19 protein-coding genes are annotated in these 25,677 nt (G+C 65.4%); 5 read left to right on the forward strand and 14 right to left on the reverse strand.

Annotated elements, in window-relative coordinates:
* The first annotated feature begins 28 nt into the window (after nt 1-28).
* Together LXM55_RS30755 and LXM55_RS30760 are read left to right on the forward strand one after the other, a co-directional pair.
* Nucleotides 29-619, forward strand: coding sequence for a phage tail protein (locus tag LXM55_RS30755; protein WP_233323873.1), 591 nt, complete (start codon nt 29-31; stop codon nt 617-619).
* 62 nt (nt 620-681) lie between these two features.
* Nucleotides 682-993, forward strand: coding sequence for a DUF6916 family protein (locus LXM55_RS30760; protein WP_233323874.1), 312 nt, complete (start codon nt 682-684; stop codon nt 991-993).
* Here the strand turns inward: LXM55_RS30760 and LXM55_RS30765 are convergent.
* From LXM55_RS30765 to LXM55_RS30780, 4 genes are read right to left on the reverse strand one after another with little or no spacing between them, the layout of a single operon-like run.
* Entirely contained in the window at nt 986-1,480 is a 495-nt protein-coding gene (locus tag LXM55_RS30765) for a GNAT family N-acetyltransferase (protein WP_233323875.1), read from the reverse strand. The genes LXM55_RS30760 and LXM55_RS30765 overlap by 8 nt on opposite strands.
* A 51-nt stretch (nt 1,481-1,531) precedes the next feature.
* Nucleotides 1,532-3,628, reverse strand: coding sequence for an HlyD family efflux transporter periplasmic adaptor subunit (locus tag LXM55_RS30770; RefSeq protein WP_233323876.1), 2,097 nt, complete (start codon nt 3,626-3,628; stop codon nt 1,532-1,534).
* On the reverse strand, nt 3,628-4,950 hold the full coding sequence (locus tag LXM55_RS30775; RefSeq protein WP_233323877.1) for an efflux RND transporter periplasmic adaptor subunit: 1,323 nt from the start codon (nt 4,948-4,950) through the stop codon (nt 3,628-3,630). Before LXM55_RS30775 ends, LXM55_RS30770 begins: the two co-directional genes overlap by 1 nt.
* Entirely contained in the window at nt 4,947-5,732 is a 786-nt protein-coding gene (locus LXM55_RS30780) for an efflux RND transporter periplasmic adaptor subunit (RefSeq protein ID WP_233323878.1), read from the reverse strand. The genes LXM55_RS30775 and LXM55_RS30780 overlap by 4 nt, the downstream gene beginning before the upstream one ends.
* Before the next feature lie 237 nt (nt 5,733-5,969).
* Between LXM55_RS30780 and LXM55_RS30785 the strand changes: the two genes are divergently transcribed.
* Nucleotides 5,970-8,168, forward strand: a complete 2,199-nt coding sequence (locus LXM55_RS30785) for an outer membrane assembly lipoprotein YfiO (protein ID WP_233323879.1) — start codon at nt 5,970-5,972, stop codon at nt 8,166-8,168.
* Nucleotides 8,138-8,893, forward strand: coding sequence for a DUF3142 domain-containing protein (locus LXM55_RS30790; protein ID WP_233323880.1), 756 nt, complete (start codon nt 8,138-8,140; stop codon nt 8,891-8,893). Before LXM55_RS30785 ends, LXM55_RS30790 begins: the two co-directional genes overlap by 31 nt.
* Before the next feature lie 94 nt (nt 8,894-8,987).
* On the opposite strand, the gene LXM55_RS30795 is transcribed toward LXM55_RS30790, so the two are convergent.
* From LXM55_RS30795 to LXM55_RS30840, 10 genes are all read right to left on the reverse strand, one after another.
* Nucleotides 8,988-11,453 (reverse strand): TonB-dependent siderophore receptor, encoded by a 2,466-nt coding sequence (locus tag LXM55_RS30795; RefSeq protein WP_233323881.1) that lies wholly within the window; start codon nt 11,451-11,453, stop codon nt 8,988-8,990.
* A gap of 97 nt (nt 11,454-11,550) precedes the next feature.
* Entirely contained in the window at nt 11,551-12,504 is a 954-nt protein-coding gene (locus tag LXM55_RS30800) for a FecR domain-containing protein (protein ID WP_233323882.1), read from the reverse strand.
* Nucleotides 12,501-13,010 carry a sigma-70 family RNA polymerase sigma factor gene (locus tag LXM55_RS30805; protein ID WP_233323883.1) on the reverse strand — a complete coding sequence of 170 codons (510 nt, stop codon included), beginning with the start codon at nt 13,008-13,010 and terminating at the stop codon, nt 12,501-12,503. Before LXM55_RS30805 ends, LXM55_RS30800 begins: the two co-directional genes overlap by 4 nt.
* 70 nt (nt 13,011-13,080) lie before the next feature.
* On the reverse strand, nt 13,081-14,673 hold the full coding sequence (locus LXM55_RS30810) for an efflux transporter outer membrane subunit (RefSeq protein WP_233323892.1): 1,593 nt from the start codon (nt 14,671-14,673) through the stop codon (nt 13,081-13,083).
* 14 nt (nt 14,674-14,687) lie between these two features.
* Nucleotides 14,688-15,758: an HlyD family secretion protein gene (locus LXM55_RS30815; protein ID WP_233323884.1), complete on the reverse strand. Its 1,071-nt coding sequence runs from the start codon at nt 15,756-15,758 to the stop codon at nt 14,688-14,690.
* A 14-nt stretch (nt 15,759-15,772) separates the two neighbouring features.
* Complete coding sequence (locus LXM55_RS30820; protein ID WP_233323885.1) at nt 15,773-17,317, reverse strand: MFS transporter; 1,545 nt, start codon at nt 17,315-17,317, stop codon at nt 15,773-15,775.
* 176 nt (nt 17,318-17,493) lie between these two features.
* Nucleotides 17,494-18,420 (reverse strand): LysR family transcriptional regulator, encoded by a 927-nt coding sequence (locus tag LXM55_RS30825; protein ID WP_233323886.1) that lies wholly within the window; start codon nt 18,418-18,420, stop codon nt 17,494-17,496.
* 178 nt (nt 18,421-18,598) lie between these two features.
* Nucleotides 18,599-19,966 carry an HlyD family type I secretion periplasmic adaptor subunit gene (locus tag LXM55_RS30830; RefSeq protein ID WP_233323887.1) on the reverse strand — a complete coding sequence of 456 codons (1,368 nt, stop codon included), beginning with the start codon at nt 19,964-19,966 and terminating at the stop codon, nt 18,599-18,601.
* A complete protein-coding gene (locus LXM55_RS30835; RefSeq protein WP_233323888.1) occupies nt 19,956-22,112 on the reverse strand; it encodes a type I secretion system permease/ATPase in 2,157 nt (718 codons plus the stop codon). Before LXM55_RS30835 ends, LXM55_RS30830 begins: the two co-directional genes overlap by 11 nt.
* A gap of 37 nt (nt 22,113-22,149) precedes the next feature.
* Nucleotides 22,150-23,502 carry a TolC family outer membrane protein gene (locus LXM55_RS30840; protein WP_233323889.1) on the reverse strand — a complete coding sequence of 451 codons (1,353 nt, stop codon included), beginning with the start codon at nt 23,500-23,502 and terminating at the stop codon, nt 22,150-22,152.
* 363 nt (nt 23,503-23,865) lie between these two features.
* Between LXM55_RS30840 and LXM55_RS30845 the strand changes: the two genes are divergently transcribed.
* Nucleotides 23,866-25,677 (forward strand): retention module-containing protein (locus tag LXM55_RS30845; RefSeq protein WP_233323890.1); only part of this gene is annotated, 1,812 nt, incomplete at its 3' end.

Below are 25,677 nucleotides of genomic sequence, written 5' to 3' on the forward strand. Positions count from 1 at the left end.
ACTCAACACAGCGGAAGGATAAGGATCTATGGAAGTCTTTCTTGGCACCATCCAGATGTTCGGCTTCAACTTCGCCCCCAATGGCTGGGCCCTGTGCAACGGCCAGATCGTGTCGTTGGCGCAGAATCAGGCGCTGTTTGCCTTGCTGGGCACCTACTACGGAGGCAACGGCCAGAACAACTTCGGCCTGCCCAACCTCCAGGGCCGGATGCCCATCGGTCAGGGTTCGGGCCTCGGCCTGTCGCCCCGGGTCATCGGCGAAAGCTCAGGAACGGAAAACGTCAGCATCCTGACCAGCAACCTGCCGCCCCAGGCGATCCCCACCAACAACCTGACCGTGACCACCACCGTCAACCTGGCCAACGCCCCCAGCAACGCGGTGACCGCACCCACCGCCACCAACGCCTACATCGGTGCTTCCACCGCGGCCGGGCCATCCTCGGCCGCGATCTATTCCGATCAGCCGGGCTCCGCGCCCGTGGCCCTCAAAGGCGTCAGCAACAGCATTGGCGGAACCCTGAGCACCCCGGGCAGCAGCCTGCCGCTGGGGGTCATGAACCCCTTCCTGGCGCTGAATTTCAGCATCGCCCTGCAAGGCCTGTTTCCTTCACGCAACTGACCCACCTGCGAGCGCCGGGGCCCGCAGGCCCCGGCACCGGCCACGCATAACGGAGCCTAACGATGCTGCTACAGGTTTGCGATCAACACTTCCAGGCATTGCTGCACCAGACCTGCCCCTTGCAACTGCCCGACGGCAGCCTGCTGCCGATACAGGTCCAATCCATCGAACTGCGACCACAGGCGCGCCTGCCGGAAAATCCCCGTATCCCTTTCAGCGTGATGCTGCGCAGCCTGGAGCCGACTCCATTCGTCGACGGCCTGTGCGCCCTGGAACTGCCACAACTGGGACGGGTCGAGGCGATCTTCGTGTCCCGCGAGCCGCCCCTCGGCCGAGACCCGGCCCTGGGCTACTTCAACATCGTCTTCAACTGAGCCCCGGGTACCACACCAGCCGCTCGGCGGCCGACGTGCTTTCCTCGACCCGAAAACCCAGCGCCAGGTAATGCTGGCGCGCCTGGGGATTGCTGGCCCAGACCACGGTGGCCACCGGGCAGCCCAATTGCCGGGCGGCCTGCTGCACACCCTGCAGCACCGTGCGGCCAAACCCCTGGCCGCGGGCCGCGGGGACGAAGGCCAGGTACAGCACGCGAATTTCATGGGCGCCGAAATCAGCGCTGAGCACCCCGATCGGGGTGTCGAGCTTTTCCACCACATAGTGCAGGGCATTGGGGAAGTGCTCGCCGATGCCCTGCTCCTGCACGAGAAACTGCTGGGCGACCACCTGCTCGATCAACTCGGGGTCGGCGTCGATCCATTGCAGTTCGGGGCGCGCCGACTGGTAGAGCCCCTGCAGAAAAGGCCCATCGCTGACCCGCGACGGGCGCATGGACAAACCACTGGATGACGCACTGTGCAACATCGGCTGTTCTCCCTGCCCCTGACGATCGACACGGCCTCCCGGGCCATCCCACTAGAACCCGCTTTCGCGTACCCCCAGCGCCGCCAGGCGCCGCCAGGCCGTGCCCAGCAACGACTCGCTGCGCCCTTGCAGCACCGCCACGCCGCGAATCGGATGGCTGGGCGCCGGTTGTTCCTGCAACAGTTGCAAACGCACCCCGTACTGCGCCTGCACCGGCTCGGGGCGGCGGTTTTCGTCACGCCGCACGGCAATCGGCCCATGGTGATCGGAAGTCAGGGCCTCCTGATCGATGGCCGCCACGCCGTTGGCATCCACTTCCAGCAATTCCACGGGCCAGGCCGGACGCATCGGATCGTCAGCGACAAAACGGCCACTGGCCCCCGGCGCCACCCGCCACAGATCCTCTTCGGCCAGATAACCGCGCAAACGGGTGCCCCCCTCGACGATCCGCGCCAGCGGCTCCCGGCTTGAAACCCAGCGCCCGGCAACCAGGTTGGGCATCAGGTCGCGCACCTGGCCGGCCTGCGGGGCGCGCAGCAACAGGCGCTCGCGCCGGGCCTGCAAGCCCCGGTACTCGGCCACGGCTTCCGCCAGGCGCTGTTCGAGAATGCCCACGTCCGCCGCGGTTTCACTGCGCCCGCCCTGGCGCCGCATCTGCAACTGCAAGACCTCGATCTCGCGCCGCACGATCAACAGGCGCGAGTCGATGTCCGGCGACTCCAGCTCCACCAGCAGCGCGCCCTGCTCCACCGCCTGACCGTCGATCACATTGACCTGCCGTACCCGCGCAGCGGCCGGCGCATGCAGGGCCGTGACTCGCCCGGCTTCGAGCATCGCCGGCACCTCCACGCTGCTGCGCCAGGGCAGCGCCACCAGCAACAGCAGCGCCAGCAGGCCCAGGCCGCTGAGCAGAACCCGCGGGGTATGGGCCTGCTCCCGGCGCGACCACCATTCCCGCGTCTCCTTGACGATGGGTAGAAAGATGAACCAGCCCAACTCCACCAGCATCAGGAAGATCCCCAGCAACTTGAAGAACAGGTGATAGACCGCCAGAGCGATGCCGAAAAACAGCGCGGCCCGCCACAGCCAGGACATGAAGCCCCACCACAGCAGGCGCCGGCGCATGCGCGGAGACCAGGGCTCGGGGGCCGGCTCGCCATAGCCGAACAGCAGTTCGCGCAGGCGCCAGCGGCACAGGGCAAAGGCCCGGCCCTGGAGGTTGTCCACCTCCCACAGGTCGCTGAGCAGGAAGTAGCCGTCAAAGCGCATGAACGGATTGAGGTTGACCGCCAGGGTGGTCAGCCAAGTGGCGCTGGCCAGCATGAACGCCGCGGTGCGCGCCGCGCCATCGGGCAACAGCGACCAGGCCAGCAGGGCCATGCAGGCCAGGAGCATCTCGGCCAGGACCCCGCCGGCGCCGATCAACAGCCGGGCCTTGCGATCGTTGACCCGCCAGGCATCGCTGACATCGGTGTAGAACAGCGGCAACAGGACCATGAAGGCTACGCCCATGCTCTGCACCCGGCAGCCGGCGCGCTTGGCCATGAAGGCATGGCCGAACTCGTGGCACAGCTTGGCGAAGAACAGTGCCACGCCAAAGGCCATGGCGCCGCCCAGGCTGAACAGGTGGGGAAAGGTCCCCAGGAAGCGCTGCCAGTCCCGCGAGACCAGAAACACCCCGAGCCCCAGCGTCACCGGCAAGCCATAGCGCAGCAGGCCAGGGCCGAAACGCTGCAGCCAGGGCCAGGCGCGGTTGAGAAAGGCGTCCGGACGCCACAGCGGAATACGGAAGAACAGGTACTGATGCAGCGCCATCTGCCACAGGCTCTGGCGCGCCGCGGCGGCTTTCCAGGCATAGCTGGCCCGTTGTTGCGGGTCCATCGCGGCGATCAGGTCGTGGCTGCGCAGAAAGGCCAGCAACTGCTCGACTTCACTCTCCCCCAGAGGCAGCCCCGGCTCGCGATTGGCGGCTTCGAGCACCTGGGTCACATCGCCCAGCGACCAGTGGCGCAATAGACGAATCGCCTGGGCCCCCAGCTTGAAGTAGCGCCCGCGTATCGGGTCGGCCAGGGTCCAGCGGGGCGAGCCGTCCAGCGCCATGGCGGCCGGCGTCAGTTGCAGGTCCGGGCGCAGGCTGGGCAGGCTCATTACAGGCCCACGCTCTGGCGCAGGCCGGCCAGGGGACGGCGCAGCAGGTACAGCGCCAGCGGCGCGCGCTGGCCGAACAGCTTGGCCGTGCCTCGCAGGCCAATGCGCGGCGGCGGTGAATCGGTGAACGCAGCGTCCAGTCGATAGACCAACTGCCCGGCCGGTGTCGACTGCGCCTCGTAGGCCACCCGCTCCAGCCGCGCCGAATGACGTTGCAACGGGTCGCTATCAAGGAACAGGGCGACCTCGGCATCCGGCTCCAGGGCAATGGCATCGCCCACCGCCAGCTCGACGCGCAGCTCGGCCTGGGCCGGGTCGGCGATTTCCATCAGCCGCTCGCCGGTCTGCACCGGCTTGCCGGTCCAGCGCTCGGCGTCGGCGAACACCGCGATACCGTCGCGCTCGGCGCGAACTTCGCTGCGCTTGAGCAACTCGGCGGCATAGTCGCGCTCGGCGCGCTTCTGCTCGACCCGGGCGGCCAGCAGGTCGATCTTCGAACTCGACTCGGCATCGGCGAAGGCGCGCTGGGCATTGGCCTTGAGCTCGGCCTCGGCCACCCCGAGCGCCCGCTGGGCGACATCGGCCTGGGCCTTGAGGGTGGTGCCTTCGAAACGCACCAGCAGGTCGCCGCTCTTCACCGGCTGGTTGGGCTTGACCAGGAACTCGGCAATCACCCCGTCCAGCGGCGCGGCCACCACCCGCCCGGCCAGTGGCACCACTTCCGCTGGCGCCAGCACCGACTGGCGCACCGGAACCAGCAACCCCAGCAGCACCAGGGCCACCAGCAGGGCCTGACGCTTGCCGGTGAGCCGCAAGCGCCACGGGCGCCGAGGCTGCAAGGCCAACCAGGCATGGCTGTAGGTGTCGCCCAATTGCGCCAGCAGGACTTGTTCGGAAGGGCTCCAGGGCGTGTCCCGGGCCAGCCACAGGCCGCCGAAAACCTCGTCCTGGCGGTCCAGCAAGGGCAACCAGAACACCTGGGGCGCGGACAGGCTCTGCCAGTCCTCGCGCACCGTGGCGCTGAAGGCTTCCATCGGCACCACCGTCGCCGGTTTCGCCCGCTCCAGCTTGAACAGCTGGGCCACGGCCTGTTCGACAAAGGCGACGAAGGGCGCATTGGGCTCCACTGCACTGACCCCGGTCACCGCCCGCACCTTGCCGGCGATCAGCAGGCAGGCATGGCGAAAGCCGAACAGCGCCTGGCCATCGTTGACCAGGCTGTAGGCCAGCTGTTCAAGGGTGCCCGCGGCGCGGGTCTGGCGTTCAAGGTCAAGAAACTGGGCAAAGACCCGCTCCACCCCGCCGGCGGCAGGTGCGTTCACGGCAGCGCCTCGAAATGCGCGGTGCCGCTCATGCCTGCCAGCAGGCCATCGGCCTTGGGCAGGCTGGCCACCAGCAGCAGGGTCTGGCTGCCTTCATCGATCCGCGCGCCCAGGCGCTTGACCGTGGCCTGCAGCGGCCGGCCGGTTTCATCGGGAGTGAAACTGAAGGTCTGGCCGGCCTTGAGCTTGCCCATCCAGCGCGAGGGCACCAGCAGGTGAATCTCCAGGGTGCGGTTGTCGACGATCTCCAGCAACGGCGCGCCGGCGGACACGCTTTCGTAACGCTGCACCTTGCGCTGCACCACCTGGCCGTCGTAAGGCGCCACCACGCTGCAACGCTTGATCTGCACCTGATAGACCTGGGATTGCGCCTGGGTTTCGCTGAGCTTGGCTTCGGCACGGGCCACTTCAAAACGGCCCACGGAGTTCAAGGCCGCCAGTTGCTTGTTATGGGCCAACTCTTCGCCGGCGCCACGGCTGGCGGCCTGGGCGGCATTCAACTGGGCCTGATAGGCCGAGCAGTCGAAACGCGCCAGCACATCCCCCTTGTTGAACGATTCGCCTTCGCTGAAGGGCAGATCGACGATGCGCCCCGAGAGTTCACTGGCCAGCATCGCCTGGTCCCGGGCCCGCAACACGCCCCGGGCCTGGGTCGCGGCGGCCCCCTCGGCCGCCGGACTGTTGAGTAGCGGGTCATCCTGCGCTGCAGGCGTTTGTGCCTGGACCAGACACGCCACGCCGATCAACCCCAAGCCAAACACCACACCACGAAAACGCCGCATAGCCGCTACTCCCTGTCGGATGGGCGGAGTCTACGACAGCCTCAGAGCGCGTCAAGCACATGGCCAGCATCTTTTTCAGCGCCTTGTGCGGTTCATCCGGCGCGGCCTCTCAAGCGCGTAGCCTGCGCTGAAAAACGTCGAAATCCTGCTTCTGTCTCATAGGTTAGACGCTGCAGCTTCTGTATGATTTTCCGCACTTCGGGACCCGCCCATGGTTCTCAGAATTAAGGACAATTCATGCGCCAGTTTCTGCTCTCGTCATTGACCCTGGCCCTCGCGGCGCTCTGCGCCGGCCAAGCCCAAGCCAGCTCGGACGACATCTGCTCACCGACCTGGAAGCTCTACGCCAACCAGCTGGACGGTTGCAGCAACCTGCCCTTTCTCAGCCCGGGCAACGACAGCCGGGTCAACCTGCGGCTGCTGCTGGCCGACCAGGGCAGCCTGCCCCTGGCGCCTCGGCCCTTGAGCCAGGATGACCTGGGCATGGGCTACGGTCCCGTGCCCTTCATGCACTATCGCCTGCACCCGGCGGCCCCCGAACTCGACCCCGACACAGGCAACCCACCCAAGCCCGGCCCCTCGCCCGCCACCGAGCAGCTCGACAGCCTGCTGCAGGCCGTGGGCCTGCGACGCGACAGCAAGGAAACCGCCGGGGACGGCTTTCTCTCCGGGGAAGGCAGCCGTTGCCGCAGCAACTCGGACGCCAGCGCCCTGGCCTTTGTCGAGCAGCTCAACCAGGCGCCACTGAGCCCGGAAGAACGCCAGGCCCTGGCCGAAGCCCGGGTGCAACTGCTGGCCAGTTGCAGCTGGAACGCCAGCGAGATGAGCAAGCTGCTGCCGGGCAACCTGAACTCGGCGGCGGCCAAGGCGTTCGCCAGCTACCTGCAGGCCGCCGCCGACTTCTACAGTGGCCGCTTCAGCGAAGCCGGCAACGGTTTTGCCGCGCTCAAGGACAATCCCCAGCCCTGGCTGGCCGAAACCGCGGCCTACATGAGCCCGCGCACCACGCTCAACCTGGCCCAGCAGAACGCCTTCGATGAATGGAGCATGGTCAATCTGGAGCATGTGGATAAACCCCTCCTGCAACAGGCCGGCGCCGGTTTCGAGGCCTACCTGAAGGCTTATCCACAGGGCCGTTACGCCGTGTCCGCCAAAGGCCTGATCCGGCGCGTGCACTGGCTGACGGGCGACACCCCGGCCCTGGCCGACGACTACGCCCGGCAACTGACCCAGGCGCCGGGCACCCCGCGCAACATGCGTCTGGAAGACCTGGTGGAAGAAGTCGACTACAAACTGCTGAGCCTGCCCGAAGACAACTTCAAGGCCCCGCTGCTGCTGGCGGTCAAGGACCTGATGCACATGCGCGGCGCCACGCCGGCGGCATTGACCCGCGACGCCCTGCAACAGCAAAAAGCCCTGTTCGAAGGGCAACCGGCACTGTTCGATTATCTGCAGGCCGCCTTCAGCCTGTATGTCGAGCAGCAACCGGCCGCGGCGCTCAAGCAACTGCCCAGCCAGTTGCCGGCGCACCTGGACTACCTGAGTTTCAGCCAGCAGACCTTGCGCGGCCTGGCAATGCAGGCTCAACAGGACTGGAAAGGCGCCGAGGCGCTGTGGCTGCAACTGCTGCCCCTGGCCCAGCAACCGCTGCAACGCGAACAGCTGGAACTGGCCCTGGCCTACACCTACGAGCGCAGCGGCCAACTGGACAAGGTGTTCGCCGCCGACTCGCCGATCAAGACCGCCCAGGTGCGCGCCATTCTCCTGCGCCAGGTGGCCTCGCCCAAACTGCTGCGCCAACAGGCGCAGAAGGCCGACTCGGCAGAAGAGCGCAACGCCGCGCGCTTTATCCTGCTGTACAAGGACCTGACCCGCGGCCAGTACGCGGCCTTCGGCCAGGACTACGCGCAACTGCCGCCCACCCTGCCCGACGCCAGTCTTCCCGCCAGCCTGGGCTACATCTACCTCAGTACCCCGCCATTGCAGGATTTCCACTGGAATGGCGCACAGCCCGAAGCGGAAACCCCCGACTACCGCTGCCCGAGCCTAGTGGAGACGGCCGCCCTCCTGCAGCGTGATCCCAAGGCTCCGGCCGGGCTGATCTGCCTCGGCGAGTTCATGCGCTTCAGCGGCTTCGACCGCATGCCCCTGGACACCCCGCCACCAGCCCAGAACCTGGGCGGCACCCCGGATGCGTTCCCGGGCAAGCCGTTCTCGCGGCTCGACGGCTATCAGGTGGTGATCAACAACCCCAAGGCCAGCCGTGACGATCGGGCCTACGCCTTGTACCGGGCCATCAACTGCTATGCCTCCTCGGGCCACAACAACTGTGGCGGCGCCGGCGTCGAACCGGCCGTACGCAAGGCCTGGTTCCGTCAGTTGAAGACCAAGCTGGGAGATACCCAATGGAGCCAGTCATTGCGCTACTACTGGTGAGGATGAAGTCCCTGGGCTACTGCCTGCTGCCGCTCTGGCTGTGGTGGGCCACCCCGGCGGCCGGCGCGGCGCCAGTGCAGGCCGCCGACCACGACGCCTTCTGGCTGTGGAGCGGGGTCAAGACCCAGCCAGTGCTGGCCCGGGCCAAGACCCTGTACATCCTCCAAGGCCAGGTCAGCCGCTCGCGGCGCCATCCGGCCAGCGGCGTCCAGCTCATTGCCCAAGGCCTGCCGGTGTCGCGCCTGCCCCAGGAACAGGTGTGGGTGGTCTACCGCGCCCACACCCTGGCCTGGACGGAGCCGGTGTATCGCCAGCTGTTCGGCCAGTTGCAGCGCTGGCAGGCCACGGGCAGCCCGGTGGTGGGCATCCAGATCGACTTTGACAGCAGCACCCGCGACCTCGAACGCTACGGCAATTTCCTCCGCGACCTGCGCCAGCGCCTGCCCGCGCACTACCGCCTGAGCATCACCGGCCTGATGGACTGGGGCAGCAACGCCGACCCGCAAGCCATCGGCCAGCTCAAGGGCGTGGTGGACGAAGTGGTGGTGCAGACCTACCAGGGCCGCCAGAGCATTCCCAACTACGCCGCCTACCTGCCGCGCCTGGACCGCATGGGCCTGCCCTACAAGGTCGGCCTGATCCAGGGCGGCGACTGGCAGGAACCCCAGGCCCTGCGCGACAGCCCCTGGTTCAGGGGCTATGTGGTGTTTTTGCAGAATCCTTAAGAGCAAGGCGGCCCAGCGGACGCCTTCGCTGCCAAGTCAGCTCCCAAAACAGCCGAAAGCGAACAAGGGACCTACGAGTCAGTCAGACGCCCCCTTACCAGTCATAGGTCAAGCTCGACACCATGGTCCGGCCTTCGCCGTAGTAGCAGTCCCAGATGGTGGTGCAGTTGGCGACGTAGGTCTTGTCGGTGAGGTTCTTGACGTTCAACGCCAACTTCACGCCCTTCCATTGCAACGGCGATTTTTCCAGGTCGTAGGTCAGGCTGGCGTCGTACACGGTGTAGGACGGGATCTGGAAGGCGCCCTCGTAATCGGTGCCGTAGCTGCCCTTGACGTAGCGGGTGCCGACGCCCGCGCCCAGGCCCGCCAGGGGGGTGTCGCCGAGAAGGGTGTAGTTGAGCCACAGCGACGCAGTCAACGGCGGCATGCCCGCCGGATGACGCCCTTCGCGCCCGTCGTTGTCCTTGGTGTACTTGATGTCGTTGCGCGACGCCGAGGCAATGACGTCCAGCGATTCACCCAGGCTGGCCTTGGCTTCCAGCTCGATCCCCCGGGAGCGCACCGCGCCACTCTGGACGCTGTGCGCGGGACTGGTCAGGTCGGGGGTCAGGATATTCTCCTGGTCCAGCTGGTAGGCCGACACCTGGACGAAACTCTCCTGGCCCGGTGGCTGGAACTTCACCCCGACTTCGTACTGCTTGCCCGTGGATGGCTTGAAAGCGCTGCCGCCGAGACTGGTGCCACTCAAGGGCAGGAAGGATTCCGAATAGCTGACAAAGGGCGCCAGCCCGTTGTCGAACAGGTACACCAGCCCGCCGCGCCCGGTGAAGGACTGGCTCTTGGCGTTGGTATGCCCCCCATTGAGCGGCGTCTTGTTATCGGTTTCCGCCCAGTCGTTGCGACCGCCGAGCACCAGCACCCACTTCTCGTACTTGATCTGGTCCTGCACGTACAGGCCGGTCTGGATGACGGTGTTGTCCCACTGGTAAGGGTTGCCGAAATTCAGCGACTGACCGTAAGTCGGGGTGAACATGTCGAGGATCGGCGGGTTGAAGTCGTACTTGCCGTGGAATTTCGAGTTGAAGTGGTAGTAGTCCAGCCCTACCAGCAGGGTATGGCCGAACGGCCCGGTGTCGAATTCGGCCTGGGCGACGCTGTCCACGCCGTAGACCTTGTTGTGCTGCTTCCAGTCGACCCCGTAGCGGCTCATGTAGCGCTGGTCGTTGAGCCCGGTCTTGGGATTGCTGACGAACTTGTAGCCGTGCAGCGGCGCGCGGTAGCGGTCATCGACGTCGGCGTAGCGGGCGTTCTGCTTCAGGGTCCAGACATCGTTCAAGCGATGGGACAACTCGTAGCCTAGGACGAACTGGTCGCGGTCGTAGGCGTTGACCCCGGGCTCGCCGAGGAACAGGTCGCGGTCGATCTTGCCGTTGCGGTTGGCGAACACCGTGCCCACGCTGGGCAGACCCTGGGCCTCGGGCACGTCGTTGTCTTTCTGGAACTGCGCGAACAGCGTCAGCTGGGTGTCGTCATCGGGCCGCCAGGTCAGGCTCGGGGCGATGAACTGGCGCTGACGCTCGACGTAGTCGATGGCGTCCTGGCTGTCGCTGGCCAGCCCGGTCAGGCGATAGAGGAACTGCCCCTGCTCATCCAGCGGCCCGCCCAGGTCCAGGGCGATGCTCTTGTGGTCATAGCTGCCGGCTTCCAGCACCAGCTGATGCAAAGGGGTTTCGGTGGGCCGCTTGCTGACCATGTTGACGATCCCGCCCGGCTGGTTCTGCCCGTAGAGCACCGAGGCCGGGCCCTTGAGCACTTCGATGCGCTCCAGGGCATAGGGCTCGATCTGCAGGGCACCGCCAGTGCTGCCGCCGCCATAGGGCAGATGCAGGCCATCGAGGTACATCGGCGTCGGGGAAAAACCACGGGAGGTGGGCTCGTCGAAAATCTTCACCCGGTCGGAAAAGCCGCCGCCGGTCATGCCCGGGGTATAGAGCAGCGCCTCGGTCACGCTCTGGGCGCCACGGGCCTTGATTTCCTTGGCGCCGATCACGTTGACGGTCTGCGGAATCTCCACCAGCGCCGAGTCGGTCTTGCTGCCGGTGGCGCTGCGCTTGGCGACGATTCCCGGCACCGCGCCCCAGGCACTTTCATCCGCCTGCGCGGCACCGATCCGGGTCGCCCCCAGTTCCAGCGTGCCGTTCTCGGCCAGAGGCCGCAGCCCCCAGCTGGCGCCAGTCTGCTGCGCTTGCAGGCCGGTCCCGGCGAGCAGCTGATGCAGCCCTTGCGCCACGTCGTAGCGGCCTTGCAGGCCCGCGCTGTGCTTGCCGGCGGTCATGCTCGCATCCACCGACAGGAGAATCCCCGCCGCACTGGCAAAGCGGTTCAGCACCTGATCGAGGTGGCCGGGGGCAATTTGGTAGTCACGGGCTTGGCTCTGGCTGCCCGTGTCGGCCTGGACGATACCCGGCAACACCGGCGCCAGCGCCAGCAGGGCGACAAAGGCGCGGCGTCGCGCGGTGGTGCCCAAGGTCAAAATGGATGCAGCGGTCTGGTAAGGCATTCCTGAACTCCCCATGAGAATGCGTCTTGATCGGCTTTCATGGGGTATCCCGAACAGCTCGGCGGAACCGACAAGTGCCGGCAGGTATTTTTTGCATTCAGCCTCGCGGCTTGAGGGTCACCCAGTAACGGGTCACGGCGTGGGCCCGCACCGGCAACGCATGCTCTAGGGCCGCAAGCACCGCATCAGTGTCAGCCAGGGGGAAAACCCCGGTCAGCAGCAGCCCGGCGACCTGCTCGTCGCAACGCAGCACGCCCGGCCGATAGCGCGCCAGCTCGGCGACGAACTGCCCCAGGGGCTGGCGCTCGGCAATCAGCCGCCCCTCGCTCCAGCTGCTGGCATTGACCTCGGCCACTTGCCGGGGCGAGACCCGCTGGGCGTCGAACCACAGCCGTTCGCCAGCATTCAGTTGCAGGGCCTGGGCATGCCGCGGGCTGACCCGCAACGCGCCCTCGTAAAGATCGACCCGGGTGCCGCCCTCCAGCTCGCGCACGGCAAAGCGCGTACCCAGGGCCTGGATATCGCCGGCGGCGGTTTCAACGATCAGCGGCCGCGAGGCGTCATGCCCGCTGGTGAGCAGGATCTCGCCCTGGATCAGGCGAATCCGCCGCTCGCTGGCGCTGAACAGCAGGTCGACGGCGCTGGCGCTGTTGAGGTCCAGGCGGCTGCCGTCGCTCAGCGTCAGGTGGCGCACTTCGCCGGTGGCACTGCGCTCTCCGGCAAAGGTCGCGCGCCAGGGCTGGCTGCCTTGCAGCAGGTAGCCACTGCCGCCCGCCACCACCAGCAAGCCGAGCAGCTTCAGCGCAGCCCGGCGCTGCAGGTCCGGAGCCTTGGCCAGCAGCACATGGGCGCTGTGTTCCGGTACGCCCTGCAAGGTCTGTTGCAGTTGCTGCAGGCGCTGCCAGGCCCGCAGGTGCTCGGGATCGGCCTGTTGCCAGGCCTCGAAGGCCGCGCGCTGCTGCGGGCTCAAGGCGCCGCCCCAATGCAGCATCAGCCACTCGCTGGCTTGCGCGACGACGCTGGGGGCAATGGGGGCCTGATGGGGTTTCATTCTGCGTAGAGCACCTGGTAGCAGGCCTGGATCGCGCGGGTCATGTACTTCTGCACCGAGCTGACGGACACCTCCAGGCGCTCGGCGATCTGCGCATAACCCAGGCCTTCGAACTGCGACATGACAAAGGCCTGGCGCACCTTGTCCGGCATGCGGTCGAGCATGGCGTCGATCTGCATCAGGGTTTCGAGGATCAGCGCGCGGCTTTCCAGGGAAGGCGTCTGCGGCTCCGGCAAGTGGGCGATGCTGTCCAGGTAGGCGCGCTCGATGCGCGCGCGTCGCCATTGGTCGACCACCAGATTGCGCGCGATCTGTGCCAGGTAGCGGCGGCTTTCCTGCTGCCCGGGAAAGCGCCCCGAGAGCAGCAGGCGCAGGAAAGTGTCCTGCGCCACATCCGCCGCATGCTCGCGGTCGCCCAGGCGCTTGCGCAACCAGCCCTGCAACCAGCCGTGATGATCCTGATACAGATGATGGAGCTGGGCGTTAGCGTCGGTGGTGGCTGGCATGAATGAAACTGCGCACATGATTGAGAGCAATTATCATTACACTTTTTTCTCAATCCAGGCAAAACGCTTTTCAGCGTGCCTGGCTGGCAGCCTGCAACGGATAAACCGACTCCCAGCCGCCGCCCAGTGCCTTGTACAGGCCCACCATGGCCAGGGACACCCCGGCCGAGCTTTCCACCAGTTGCTCCTGGGTCGCCAGCAAGGCCCCCTGCACCGTCAGCACGTTGACGAAATCCACCACGCCTTCAACGTACTGCTGCTGGGCCGTGCGCAGGGCGATCTGGTTCTGCCGCACCGCCTCGGCCAGGCTGTCGCGTCGCAACTGGCTGGTGTTGTAGCGGGTCAATTGATCGTCGATTTCATGCCAGGCCCGCAGCACGGTCTGCTGGTAGGCCAGTGCCGCTTCCTGCTGCTGGGCTTCACGCAGCTGGAGCATGCCGCGCAAGCGTCCGCCGTCGAACAGCGGCAGGCTGAACTGCGGGCCGATGCCGAACTGGCGTGAGCTCCAGCTGCCGAAATCCGCCAGTTGCAGGGCCTGGGAGCCGAAGTTGCCGGACAAGGTAATGCGCGGGTAGAAATCGCCCTTGGCCACGCCGATGCTGGCCGTGGCCGCATGCAGGCGCGCCTCGGCCTGACGGATATCCGGGCGCCGCTCGGCCAGTTGCGAAGGCAGGCCGATGGCCACCTGGGACGGCGGTTGCGGCACGGGGGCGGCACTGGCCAGTTGCTGGTGCAGGGCCTGGGGCGGCTCGCCCAGCAGCAGGCTCAGGGCATTGATCAACTGCGCCTGACGCTGTTGCAGCGACGGCAGTTGCGCCTCGATGGTGGCGACCTGGGCAGCGGCTTCGGCCACATCGAGGTCGGTGGCCACGCCGTCGGCCAGGCGCAATTGCGAGAGCTTCAGGCTGTGCCGGGCAACGTCCAGGTTCTGCTCGGTGACCGCCAGGGTGCTCTGCACCCCGCGCAGCTGAATGTAGTCCTGGGCGGTTTCCGCCAGCACCGACAGCAACACCCCGCGTCGATCGTTTTCCGCCACTTCCAGGGTCGCGTCGGCGGCCTCGGTTTCACGCCGTACCCGGCCCCACACATCCAGCTCCCAGGCCGCGGAAAAACCCGCGTCCCAGAGGTTGAAGGCCGACTTGCCGTTGTTCCCCGAAGGGTCGTTCAGGCCTTCGGCGCTGTTGCGTTTGCGCGCGTAGCCCCCGTTGGCCGAGGTGCTCGGGTAGCGCTCGGCGGTGATCACCTGGCGCGCCGCCCGGCTCTGCTGCAAGCGGCTGGTGGCCAGTTGCAGGTCGAGGTTGTCGCTCAGGGCTCGACGACTCAGGGCCGACAATTGCGGATCGTTGAACACCTCCCACCAGCGCTCCTGCATGACGCTGTCCACCGCCCGGCTGGCGGCGGCCGTTGCAGGCGCCGACCAGGCCTGGACCTGGGTCGCCCGGGGCCGCTGGAAATCCGGGCCGACGTTGCAGGCGGCCAATGCCAGCACACTCAGCGCCAACAATGCACGGCCCCCGTGGCGAGGGAGCTTGCTCCCGCTCGAGTGCGCAGCACTCGCAAAGCGGCCTTCGCGAGTGGCGGGGGCAACGGCGTCGGAGGGTTCCGGGGTTGCTGCGCAACCCGGCGGGAGCAAGCGCCCTCGCCCCGTAGAGCGTCTGTACATATGGCGTACGCTACTCATCGCTGGGTCACCTCGCGGGCGCTGGTGGCCGAGCTGTGGGTGTCGACACTGGCCTCCACCGACATGCCGACCCGCAGGCGCTCGGCCATCGGCTGGTTGGGCTCCAGGAGAATCTTCACCGGAATGCGCTGCACCACCTTGGTGAAGTTGCCGGTGGCGTTGTCCGGTTTCACCGCGGCGAAGGTCACGCCCGTGGCCGGGGCCAGGCTCTCGACCCGGCCGCGCAGGGTCTCGCCGCCCAGGCTGTCGACCCGCACCTCAACCGTTTGCCCGGCCTGCATGGCGGTGAGCTGGGTTTCCTGGAAGTTGGCCAGCACATAGGCCTGCTGCAACGGCACCACGGCGAGGATCTTGCTGCCCGGGGTGACATAGGCACCGACCCGTACCGCGCGCTCGCCGACCATGCCGTCCACCGGCGCCACGATGCGTGTGTAGGACAGCTCGTAGCTGGCCATTTCCAGGGCCGCCTGGGCCCGCTTCAGGCCACCTTCGGCGGCGTCGCGCTGGGCGGTGAGAATCTCCACCTGCTTGCGCTCGGCCGCCAGTGCCGCGGTGGCGGTGGCCAAGCGAGCACTGGCCTGGTCGATGCGGGTCTTGGCTTGCTGGGCATTCTGCACCGTGCCGGCGCCGACCCCGGCCAGGTGGTTGTAGCGATTCAGCTCATGCTCGGCAAAGGCGTGCTCGGCCTGGGCCGCGCTCAAGGCCGCCTGGGCCTGGGCAATCACCGAGCCCTGCCGGTCCAGGGTCGCTCGGGCGTTCTGCAGTTGCGCCTTGGCCACCAGGGTTTCGGCATCCGCCGCCTGGGCTGCGGCTCGCAGGTCGCGGTCGTCGATCAGCGCCAGCAGTTGCCCGGCCTTGACCTGCTGGTTGTCCTCCACCAGCACCTCCTTGATGAAACCCGACACCCGCGGAGCGACCAGGGTGTAGTCAGCGGCGATGAAGGCATCATTGGTGCTCTGTTCGCTGGCGCGGCCGAACAGGCCCGGCGCCACCAGGTACGCCAGCACGCCAAGGACGGCCGCCGTCGCCACGGCGACGGCGATTTTATCTTTGCTCTGGATCGTCATAAAAACCTTCTCGTTCAAGTGGGCGCCCGCGGTGGATAGATCCGCGTCGGCAGCCAGAAAATCAGCAGGATCAGCGCAGCGGCCAGCCCTGCCATGCAGAAATACAGATCGGCCGAGGTCAGCACCACGGCCTGCTGGTGCAGGCGCTGGGCCAGCCCCGCCACCCGGTCGTCCACCAGCGGCGAGTTGCCCAGGCTGTCCACCAGCATCGTCGAGTGGAAATGCAGGCGGTGGGTGGTCAGGACATCCAGCACCCCGGTGGCGATCACCGCCGCCAGGCCCTTCACGGTGTTGAACCAGGCCGAGGCAAAAGGCCCTTCCAGCGGGGTGATGCTGCCGGTGGAGAGCATCAGCAACGGCAGCACCGCCATCGGCTGGCCGAAGATCTGCAGCAGTTGCAGCACATAGAAATCATCACGGATCCAGGCCGAGGTCAGGTGCGTGCCGCCCAGGCAGGACAGCACCAGCATGCCCAGGCCGATCCCCAGCACCCAGCGGCAATCCACCCAGCGCAGGTTGCACAGGGCCGCCACCAGGGGCAGGGCCAGCAATTGCGGCAGGGCCATGACCAGCATCACCGGCGCGGTCTGCAACGGCCGGTAGCCCTGGACCTGGGCCAGGTAGGCGGAGGGGATGATGATCACCGCGGTCAGCACCACCAGCACTCCGGCCAGGGTCAGCAAGGCGAAGGACAGGTTGCGGATGCCGAGCATCTGCAGCTTGAAGAACGGGATCGGCTGCGACCATTCGTTGATCAGAAACAGCACCAGCAACACCAGCCCGCCCCCCAGCAGCACACTGATCAGCGGCGAGTGGAACCAGTTCAGGCGGTTGCCCTGGAGGATACCGATCACCAGCATGCAGATCGCCGGGAAGCCCAGCAGCAGGCCGCGCCAGTTGAACGGCTTGAAACGCTCCAGGCGCAACGGGTCCTGGGGCAAGCCGTAAGCCACCGCCGCCATCGCCAGCAGGCAGGGCGCCACCACCTGCCAGAACGCCCACTGCCAACCCACGTATTCGGTCCAGAGTGCCGCCAGGGGCGTGCCCAGGCTGGGGCCGAAGGTGGCGGTCAGGGCGTAGCCCGCCAGGCCGTAGAGCTTGACGTTGGCCGGCAGGAAACGCAGGGCCACGGTCATCAGCATCGGCGGCAGCGCGCCACCGGCCAGGCCTTGCAGGGTGCGCAGCAGCAACAGGCTTTCGTAGTTCGGGGCGAAGGGACACAGCACCCCCAGCAGGGTGAACAGCGCAATCGCACAGAGGGTGAAACGGCGCAGGGAAAAGGTCACCGAGCACCAGGGCGCAAAGGCCATGGCTGCCACCGAAGTGGCGGTGTAGCAGGCCACCAGCCAGGTGCCTTCGTCGAAGCCGATAAACAGCGCACCGCGAATATCCGCCAGGGCGATCTTGGTCACCATCTCGTTGAGACCGGAGACCAGCACCGCCAGCAGCACACCCACCAGGCCGATGATGATCCGCGGCCCGAACACCGGCGGCGCAAGGGCTGCCGGCTTGCTGGCGGCTTCAACCGAAGCAGGCGCAGCGACAGCGAGGGAACTCATGGAAATACTGCTCCAGACAAGAAAACCAGAGCAGTTTATGAACAGCCAATGCTGACGAAAACTGACTTATCGACAGTTTATAAGTGTGTCAAACGCAACGATCCGACCGGTTGATCGCAGTCGCTGGCTGACCAGCGAAGGCGGCTCCAAGAGCGCATTCGCCGGCAAGCCGGCGGCTACAGGGCGGCAGGCTGGGCTTCCTGCCAGGTGGCCTGGCAGGAGCTGCGCAGGGTTTCACGGAACCATTTGTGCGCCGGGTCCTTGTCGTAGCGCGGGTGCCAGGCCTGGGTCAGGACCAGGGTCGGCAGAGAAATCGGCAGCACGAACGAGCGCAAGCGCAAGCCCAGGCGCGAGACGCTGAGCAGGGTTTCCTGGGGCACCGGCAGAATCAGGTCCGAATCCGGCAGCATGAACATCGCGGCGTGAAAGCTCGGGGCAATCAGCGACACCCGCCGCTCCAGGCCCTGCTCCGCCAGGGCCGCGTCGATCGGCCCGCGGGCAATGCCGCGGCGCGACATGCTGATATGGGGAAACGCGGCAAATCGCTCGGCCGTGATTTCTTCGTCGAGCAACGGATGATCCTCGCGCACCAGGCCGACAAAGGCGGTGGTGAACAGGTTCTGCACCTTCACTTCCGGGGTCAGCGGCCGGGTGTTGCTGATCCGCAGATCGATCCGCCCTTCCCGCAGGGCCTCGTCGTCGCCGTCGCCTTCAGGCACGAAACGCAGTTCGCACAACGGCGCCTGACGCTCCAGCGTATCGATCAGGCGCCCGCCGTAGACACCGACGAAAAAGTCATTGGCGCGCACATTGAAGCGCCGTCGCAACGAAAGCAGGTCGACCTGATCTGCCGAGCGGAACAGCAGCGCCGCCTGCTCCACCAGATCACGCACCTGGCTGCGCAGCTCCAGCGCCTTGGGGGTGGGCACCAGGCCGCGCCCGGCGCGCACCAGCACTGGGTCGCCAAGGGCGTCGCGGATTCGCGTCAGGGTCCGGCTCATGGCCGCGGGGCTGAGGTTCATGCGCCGCGCGGCGCCGACCACGCTGCCCTCGTCGAGCAGGGCGTCGAGGGCCACCAGAAGGTTCATGTCCGGAAGTTGCATGCTGAGCACTCGTGATGGGGCAGGATTGATCCACACGCAATGCTAGCAGGCTTGTCGTTCAGAAAAATGCGGGAGATCAATCCTTGCCCGGGAAACCGCTAGCACCCATAAAAGCGGCTTGCCAGCGAAGGCGGTCTCACGGCCGTCTTCGCTGGCAAGCCCGCCCCGGCAGGTGGCATCAGCGCTCGTGCAGGGCTTCGGCGCGGGCGCGGATGATCGGCTTGAGCAGGTAGCTGAGGATGCTTTTCTTGCCGGTGATGATGTCCACCGAGGCCACCATCCCGGGGATGATCAGCAGCGGTTTTTCATCGGTGCCCAGGTGGCTGCGGTCGGTGCGCAGCTTGATCATGTAGTAGGTGGTCTTCTTGTCTTCGTCGGTGATGGTGTCGGCGCCGATCTGTTCGAGGCGGGCCTTGAGGCCGCCATAGATGGTGTAGTCATAGGCGCTGAACTTGACCACCGCTTCCTGCCCCGGGTGCAGGAAGGCGATGTCCTGGGGACGGATCTTGGCTTCCACCAGCAGGGTGTCGTTCAGCGGCACGATTTCCACCATGTCGCTGCCCGGCTGGATCACCCCGCCGATGGTGTTGACCATCAGCTGCTTGACGATACCGCGCACCGGCGAGGTCACCAGGGTCCGGCTGACCCGGTCTTCCAGGGCCTTGCCGGTGGCGCTGGCCTTGTTCAGCTCGGTGCGTGCCTCGTTGAGCTGGGTGAGGGCCTCGCTGCGGAACTTGCCGCGGGTTTCATCGATCTTGCGCTGCACTTCCTTGATCGCCGATTCGGCGCGGGGAATCGCCAGGGTGGTGGCGTCCAGCTGGCCTCGGGTTTCCACTTCGGCGCGCTTGAGCCGCAGCACTTCCACCGGCGACACCGCGCCCTGGGCCACCAGGGGCTCGGACATGGCAATTTCCTGACGCTGCAAGCCCAGTTGCTGGCGGTACTGGGCCTGCTTGGAAGTGAACTCGCGCAGTTCCTGCTGCTTCTGGATCAGCTGTTCCTGAAGGCCGCCGATCTCGTCATGCAGTTGCTGGCGACGGCTCTGGTACAGGGACCTTTCGCTGGCCGCCTGGCCCGGCGCTTCCTTGACCGCGTCCGCGGGGAAGCTCAGTTCGCGCTCATCCACCTCGGCGCTCAGGCGCTCGACCCGCAGCAGCATGGACAGGCGCACGGTCTCGGTCTCGCCGACGTTGGACTGGAAGCGCGTGTCGTCCAGGCGAATCAGCGGCGCACCGGCCTCCACCACCTGACCTTCCTTGACGTACAGCTCGGAGACGATCCCGCCCTCCAGGTTCTGGATCTTCTGCACCTTGGACGAAGGAATGGCCTTGCCCTCGCCCTTGGTCACTTCATCGATGACCGCGAAGTTGGCCCACAGCATCAGGAACAGGAAAAACGCGATGATGCCCCAGATGGTCAGGCGAATGACCCGTGGCGCATCCTCGATCAGGGCCTTGTTGACTTCCGGCAGCGGCTGCCCCTTGAGGGAATCGCTGCCTTTGAAATAGCGGCGGATCGAGTCCTTGAATCCCGACTTAAGCAACACTGATCTGCCCCTTCTTCAACGCTTCCATCACCACCGCTTTCGGCCCATCGGCCAGGATCTGTCCACGGTCCACCACCAACAGCCGGTCCACCAGCGACAACAACGATGCCCGGTGAGTGACCAGGACCACGGTCTTGTTCTGCACCACTGCTTCCAGGCGCTGTTTCAGACGCTCTTCACCGGTGTTGTCCATGGCGCTGGTGGGCTCGTCGAGCAGCAGGATCTGTGGGTTGAGCAACAGGGCACGGGCCAGGGCGACGTTCTGGCGCTGGCCGCCGGAGAGGTTCTGCCCGCGTTCGCCGACCTGCAATTCATAGCCTTGCGGGTGCAACCGGGCGAACTCATGCACCCCCGCCAGTTCGGCGGCTTGCAGCACCAGTTCGTCTTCGACGTAACGGGCGCCGGAGGTCAGGTTGTCACGCAGGGTGCCCGCCAGCAGCTGGATGTCCTGGGGCACGTAGCCAATGTTGTGGCGCAGCTCGCTGACGTCGATCTGGCGAATGTCCACGCCATCCACCAGCAAGGCCCCGGATTCCGGTTGGTAGAGCCCCACCAGCAACTTGGCCAGGGAGCTCTTGCCGGAGCCGCTGCGGCCGATGATGCCGACCTTCTCGCCCGGCTTGATCACCAGGTTGATGTTCTTCAGCGCCGGGTTCTGCTGCCCCGGGTAGGTGAAATTCAGCAGCCGGCATTCGATGGCGCCCTGCAGCACGCTGCGGCTCAGGGGGCGCTCGTCGAAATTGCGCTCCTGGGGCAGCTCCATCATCTGGTCCACCGAGGTCATGGTGACGCGCGCCTGCTGGTAACGGGTCAGCAAGCCGGACAGCGAAGCCAGCGGGCTGAGGGCCCGGCCGCTGAGCATGTAGCAGGCGATCAGGCCGCCCATGCTGAGGTTGCCGTCGATGATCTGGTACACACCGAAGATGATCATGGTCACCCCGGCCAGCTGCTGGATCAGCAGGGTGATGTTCATCGCCAGGCTGGAGAGCATCTTCACCCGCAGCTCCAGACGGCTGAGGGTGCCGATGGTCTGCTCCCACTGGTACTGACGCTCGCTCTCGGCGTTGTTGACCTTCACGGCGTCCAGCCCGGCCAGGGTTTCGATCAGGCTCGACTGGCGTTCGGCGCCCAGGGCCATGGTTTTTTCCATGGTCGCCACCAGGGGCTTCTGCAAGGCGTAGCCGATGCCCAGAGCGATGGGGAAGGCCAGCACCGGGATCCACACCAGATGGCCGCCGAGGATGGCGATCACCAGAAAGATCAGCAGGGTGAAGGGCAAGTCGATGAGGCTGGTGAGGGTCAGGGACGCGAGGAAGTCCCGCAGGCTCTGAAACTCATGGATGTTCTGGGCGAAGCTGCCGACCCGGGCCGGGCGGTACTTCATGGCCATGCCGACGATGCGCTCGAACAGCGTGGCGGAAATGATCAGGTCGGTCTTTTTCCCCGCCAGGTCCAAACAGAGGCTGCGCAGGCTCTTGAGGATCAGGTCGAAGATATAGGCGCCCATGATGCCGATGGACAACACCCACAGGGTCGACGTGGCCTGGTTGGGCACCACCCGGTCATAGACGTTCATCACGAACAGCGGCGCGGCCATGGCGATGATGTTGATCAACAGGCTGGCGGCGATGGCGTCGGCATACAGCCAGCGCGAGCGCTTGAGGGTGTCGCGGAACCAGGAGCGGGCCCGGGGAATCAGCGAACCGTGATTGACGTCGAACTTGTGCTGGGGCTGGGCGAAGAACACCTGCCCGCTGTAGTCGTCGGCCACCAGTTGGCGATCGACGCAGACTTCGCCGCCGTCGCTTTCGCTGAGCAGCAGGCGCGCCTGGTCTTCACCTTGCCAGCCCAGGAGCACGGCACTGCGACCGTTCTTGAGCAACAACAGGGCGGGCATGGCGATGGTCGGAATCTGCTCGAGCTTGCGACGCAGCACACGCCCCTGCAGCCCGGCCCGAGCTGCCGCGCGGGGCAGCAACTCGGCGCTCAGGCGCTGGGACGGCAATGGCAGACCGGTGGTCAGCATTGCCGCACTGGCGGGCTTTTGATGCAGGAAGCAGAGGGTCAGCAATCCATCCAGCAAGGGGTCGTCATGCATACCGCGTGGATCATGACTAAATTGCGCTCGACTGGCTTCTGATTCCACGCTGGACACTCTTGGCTGGCTGTTGGATGAAAATAGCTCAATTCATCCCAGGCAGCTGGACCTTGGGCTTCGCATCGTTCTGCACGACGGAAGCCATAGGTGCGACCACTCCCTGGCTCTTGAGCAACTCGCCCATGGTCGCCTTGATTCGATACTGAGTAAATAACTGAATGTTCTTGATCTCGGCCAAACGCCGGGAAGCAGTGAACAACTCGTTTTCGCTGTCGAGCAAGTCCAGCAGGGTGCGCTCGCCGAGGCTGAATTGCTTCTGGTAGGCGGTGCGCACGGCGGTGCTGTGATCCACATATTGCTGAGCGATCGGTACCTGGGCGTTGGCGTTGTTCAAGGCGTTCCAGGCCAGGCCCAGTTCCTCGTTCAAGACCCGCAGGGCGTTGTTGCGGATATCCAGCGCCTGGTTGGATTGATAGGCCTTGGACTCAAGGTCGGCCTTGTTGCTGCCGCCGGCGAACAGGTTGAAGCGCATGCGCAGCATGGCCTGCCATTCATTGTTGTGGCCGTTCTGGCCGTCCAGGTCGTTGTCTGCGGTACGGCCCAGCTCCGCATCGAAACGTGGGTAGAACGCCGATTTGGCGGCGTCGTACTGCTTCTCGGCAGCCACGATGTCGGATTCCGCGGAACGCAGGATCGGGCTGTTTTCCAGCATCTGACGGCGTGCTTCATCGAGGTTGGCCGGCATCATCGCCATAAAGCTGGCAGGACGCTCCAGCTGATCCGGCATCTGCCCTACCGCGCTCAGGTAGTTGGTCTGGGAGTCGGCCAGGTTGGTCTGCTCGGTGATCAGGTTGTTGCGGGCCTGGGCCATACGCGCTTCGGCCTGGTCAAGGTCGGCGCCGCTACCCACACCACGCTGGGTGCGCAGCTTGATCTGATCGTAGATGCGCTCGTGGTTGCGCAGGTTGTCTTCCGCCAGTTGCACGAACTGACGACGGGTCAACACGTCCAGATAGACCTGCGCCACGGTCAGGCCCGTGCGCTCGGAAGTGCCAAGAAGGGAGTACGCCCGGGAATTGACGGTGGCTTGTTGACGCCCCACTTCACTAGAGGTGGCAAAACCGTCAAAAACCATCTGTTGGAGACGTAAACTTGACTCTCCGCGATTCAACGTTTCCCAGTGATTGCTGCCAGTACCCGCACGAGTACTAGGGTTATCGGTGCCCTCACGGCCATAGCCGGCAAGCATATCGACACGTGGCAGATAGCCACCTTTGGCGGCTTTGAGCTGATAGTCAGCGGCTAGACGGCTGTTGACCCCGGCTTGAATTTCCGGGTGCACATCCAGTGCTTTCTGCATGGCTTCGGGGAGTGTTTGTGCCTGCACGAAACTCGCGGCGAAGGCGAATGGCAGGGCCTTTAACAGGTGAAAACGCATGATAGAAATTTCCCTCGGACAGCTTGTCCAGAAACACGTCAAAACGTGGCGCCACATTGAATGATTACAACCATCAATGACCGTCCGTCGGAAAGTTCAAACTAAGAACTGGTTCACATACTTCAAGTCAGGTTACTGCATGAATATCAATGTGACATTAATTCAGCGATTGTTTAGGATGGCACCCATAAGGTCAATAGTTTGGCATAAAGTTAATCTCGAAAAAATCCAGCCAAAATATTGACGGCTATACTGTCAAATACCCGTTTTCAATTACACAGCAATGTGCCTCCTGACTGAGTTGCGGCCCGAGCCCAAGCCGGTACATGGAAGTCGACTAAGCGGTACATCGGAGAGTCCCCAATGAGCAGTGTTGTTGCCATCGTCAAAAGCATTGTCGGTCAGGTTTTCGTAGTTTCCCCGGAAGGAATCCGGCGCGTACTCATCGAAGGCGACCGCCTGTTCGTGGGTGACCAGGTCGATACCGGCCCGGCCGGTGCCGTCACCCTGGAATTGACCGACGGGCGCACGCTCGATCTTGGCCGTGACACCCAGTGGAGCGGCGCCGCGCCGGATTCCGGCACCGACCTGGCGCAGGCCAGCGCGCAAGCCGCCCCCTCGGTGGCAGAGCTGCAGCAGGCAATCGCCGCTGGTGCCGACCCGACCACCGATCTGGAAGCCACCGCAGCCGGCCCGAGCGCCGCAGGTAGTGGCGGCGCGGCTGGTGGTGGCCACAGTTTTGTCCAGTTGGAAGAGACTGCCGGCCGGGTCGACCCGATCATCGGCTTCCCTACCGCCGGCCTGGGCCTGGCCAACGCGGCTCAGGACAACACCGTTGGCGGTCTGGCCAACAATGGCGGCCTGGCCAATGGCAACGGCAGCGGCAGTGATTCGCTGCGGCCGGCCACCCTGACCCTGGGCGCGACTCCGACCATCACCGAGGCTGGTGGCACCCTGGTGTACACCGCCACCCTGACCCAGGCGCCACTGACCGACCTGACCGTCACCCTGTCCAATGGCGCGGTGATCGTGATCAGCGCCGGGCAAACCACCGGTAGCGTGCAGGTGCCACTGGCGCCCCACGACAACGTCTATATCGACCCGGGCCAGATCAGCGTCAGCGTGACCGGCACCACAGGCGGCAGCGGCCTGCTGGTAACGGTCAACCCGACCCCCGCGGTGACCCAAGTCACCGACACCATCGATACCACCACAGTCAGCCTGACCGCGGACACCAGCGTCACCGAGGGCGGGCAGATCACCTACACCGCCACCCTCACCAACCCGGCACAGACGCCAGTGACCATCACCTTGTCCAACGGCTCGGTGATCACCATTGAAGCGGGCAAGTCCAGCGGTTCGGTTGATGTTGCGGCACCGGCCAATGACGTCTACAAGAATGGCGGCACCATCGAAGTCGGCATCACCAAGGCTGACGGCGGTAATTTCGAAAACCTGGTGCCCAGCACCGACAAGGCGGTAACCACCGTTACCGACAGCATCGACGATACCGGCCTGAGCCTGTCGGCCACCGGCACCGTGGCCGAAGGCGGTTCCATCGTCTACACCGCCACCCTGACCAATCCGGCCGGTACTCCAGTCACCGTGACCCTGTCCAACGGTGCGGTGATCACCATCGCTGCGGGCGCCACTTCCGGCACCGCTACCGTCGCGGCTCCAGCGGATGACGTCTATAAGGACGCCGGCAAGGTTGAAGTCACCATCACCAAGGCCGATGGCGGCAACTTCGAGAATCTGGAGACCAATCCAGCGCCGGCCGTCACTGATGTCACTGACACTATCGATACGTCGACTGTCAGCCTGACCGCTACGCCGAGCGTCGCTGAAGGCGGCATCGTGGTTTACACCGCTTCGGTGTCTGCACCAGTTACCGGCTCGCCGGTGGTGGTAACCCTGTCCAATGGCCAGACCATCACCATTCCAGTTGGTGAGTCTTCCGGCACCGTGAACTTCACCGCGCCTAACGATGCACTGGCAGGCGGCAGCTCCCTGAGCACCACCATTACCAAGGCTGACGGTGGTAACTACGAGAAGCTGGATATTAATGACAAGCCAGCTGAAACCTCGGTTACCGATACACCAGACACCACCACCCTCAGCGTGACCGCCACCGATACCGTGGCCGAGGGTGGCTCGATTGTTTACACCGCAACC

The organism is Pseudomonas sp. Au-Pse12 (genome assembly GCF_021341665.1).
In the GTDB taxonomy this organism is placed as follows: Bacteria; Pseudomonadota; Gammaproteobacteria; order Pseudomonadales; family Pseudomonadaceae; genus Aquipseudomonas.

What these genes read in the sequence shown, in the direction of transcription:
- LXM55_RS30755 (WP_233323873.1), top strand. Translation starts at nt 29, where the DNA reads ATGGAAGTCTTTCTTGGCACCATCCAGATGTTCGGCTTCAACTTCGCC.
- LXM55_RS30760 (WP_233323874.1), top strand. Translation starts at nt 682, where the DNA reads ATGCTGCTACAGGTTTGCGATCAACACTTCCAGGCATTGCTGCACCAG.
- LXM55_RS30765 (WP_233323875.1), bottom strand. Translation starts at nt 1,480, where the DNA reads ATGTTGCACAGTGCGTCATCCAGTGGTTTGTCCATGCGCCCGTCGCGG.
- LXM55_RS30770 (WP_233323876.1), bottom strand. Translation starts at nt 3,628, where the DNA reads ATGAGCCTGCCCAGCCTGCGCCCGGACCTGCAACTGACGCCGGCCGCC.
- LXM55_RS30780 (WP_233323878.1), bottom strand. Translation starts at nt 5,732, where the DNA reads ATGCGGCGTTTTCGTGGTGTGGTGTTTGGCTTGGGGTTGATCGGCGTG.
- LXM55_RS30785 (WP_233323879.1), top strand. Translation starts at nt 5,970, where the DNA reads ATGCGCCAGTTTCTGCTCTCGTCATTGACCCTGGCCCTCGCGGCGCTC.
- LXM55_RS30790 (WP_233323880.1), top strand. Translation starts at nt 8,138, where the DNA reads ATGGAGCCAGTCATTGCGCTACTACTGGTGAGGATGAAGTCCCTGGGC.
- LXM55_RS30795 (WP_233323881.1), bottom strand. Translation starts at nt 11,453, where the DNA reads ATGCCTTACCAGACCGCTGCATCCATTTTGACCTTGGGCACCACCGCG.
- LXM55_RS30800 (WP_233323882.1), bottom strand. Translation starts at nt 12,504, where the DNA reads ATGAAACCCCATCAGGCCCCCATTGCCCCCAGCGTCGTCGCGCAAGCC.
- LXM55_RS30805 (WP_233323883.1), bottom strand. Translation starts at nt 13,010, where the DNA reads ATGCCAGCCACCACCGACGCTAACGCCCAGCTCCATCATCTGTATCAG.
- LXM55_RS30810 (WP_233323892.1), bottom strand. Translation starts at nt 14,673, where the DNA reads ATGTACAGACGCTCTACGGGGCGAGGGCGCTTGCTCCCGCCGGGTTGC.
- LXM55_RS30815 (WP_233323884.1), bottom strand. Translation starts at nt 15,758, where the DNA reads ATGACGATCCAGAGCAAAGATAAAATCGCCGTCGCCGTGGCGACGGCG.
- LXM55_RS30820 (WP_233323885.1), bottom strand. Translation starts at nt 17,317, where the DNA reads ATGAGTTCCCTCGCTGTCGCTGCGCCTGCTTCGGTTGAAGCCGCCAGC.
- LXM55_RS30825 (WP_233323886.1), bottom strand. Translation starts at nt 18,420, where the DNA reads ATGCAACTTCCGGACATGAACCTTCTGGTGGCCCTCGACGCCCTGCTC.
- LXM55_RS30840 (WP_233323889.1), bottom strand. Translation starts at nt 23,502, where the DNA reads ATGCGTTTTCACCTGTTAAAGGCCCTGCCATTCGCCTTCGCCGCGAGT.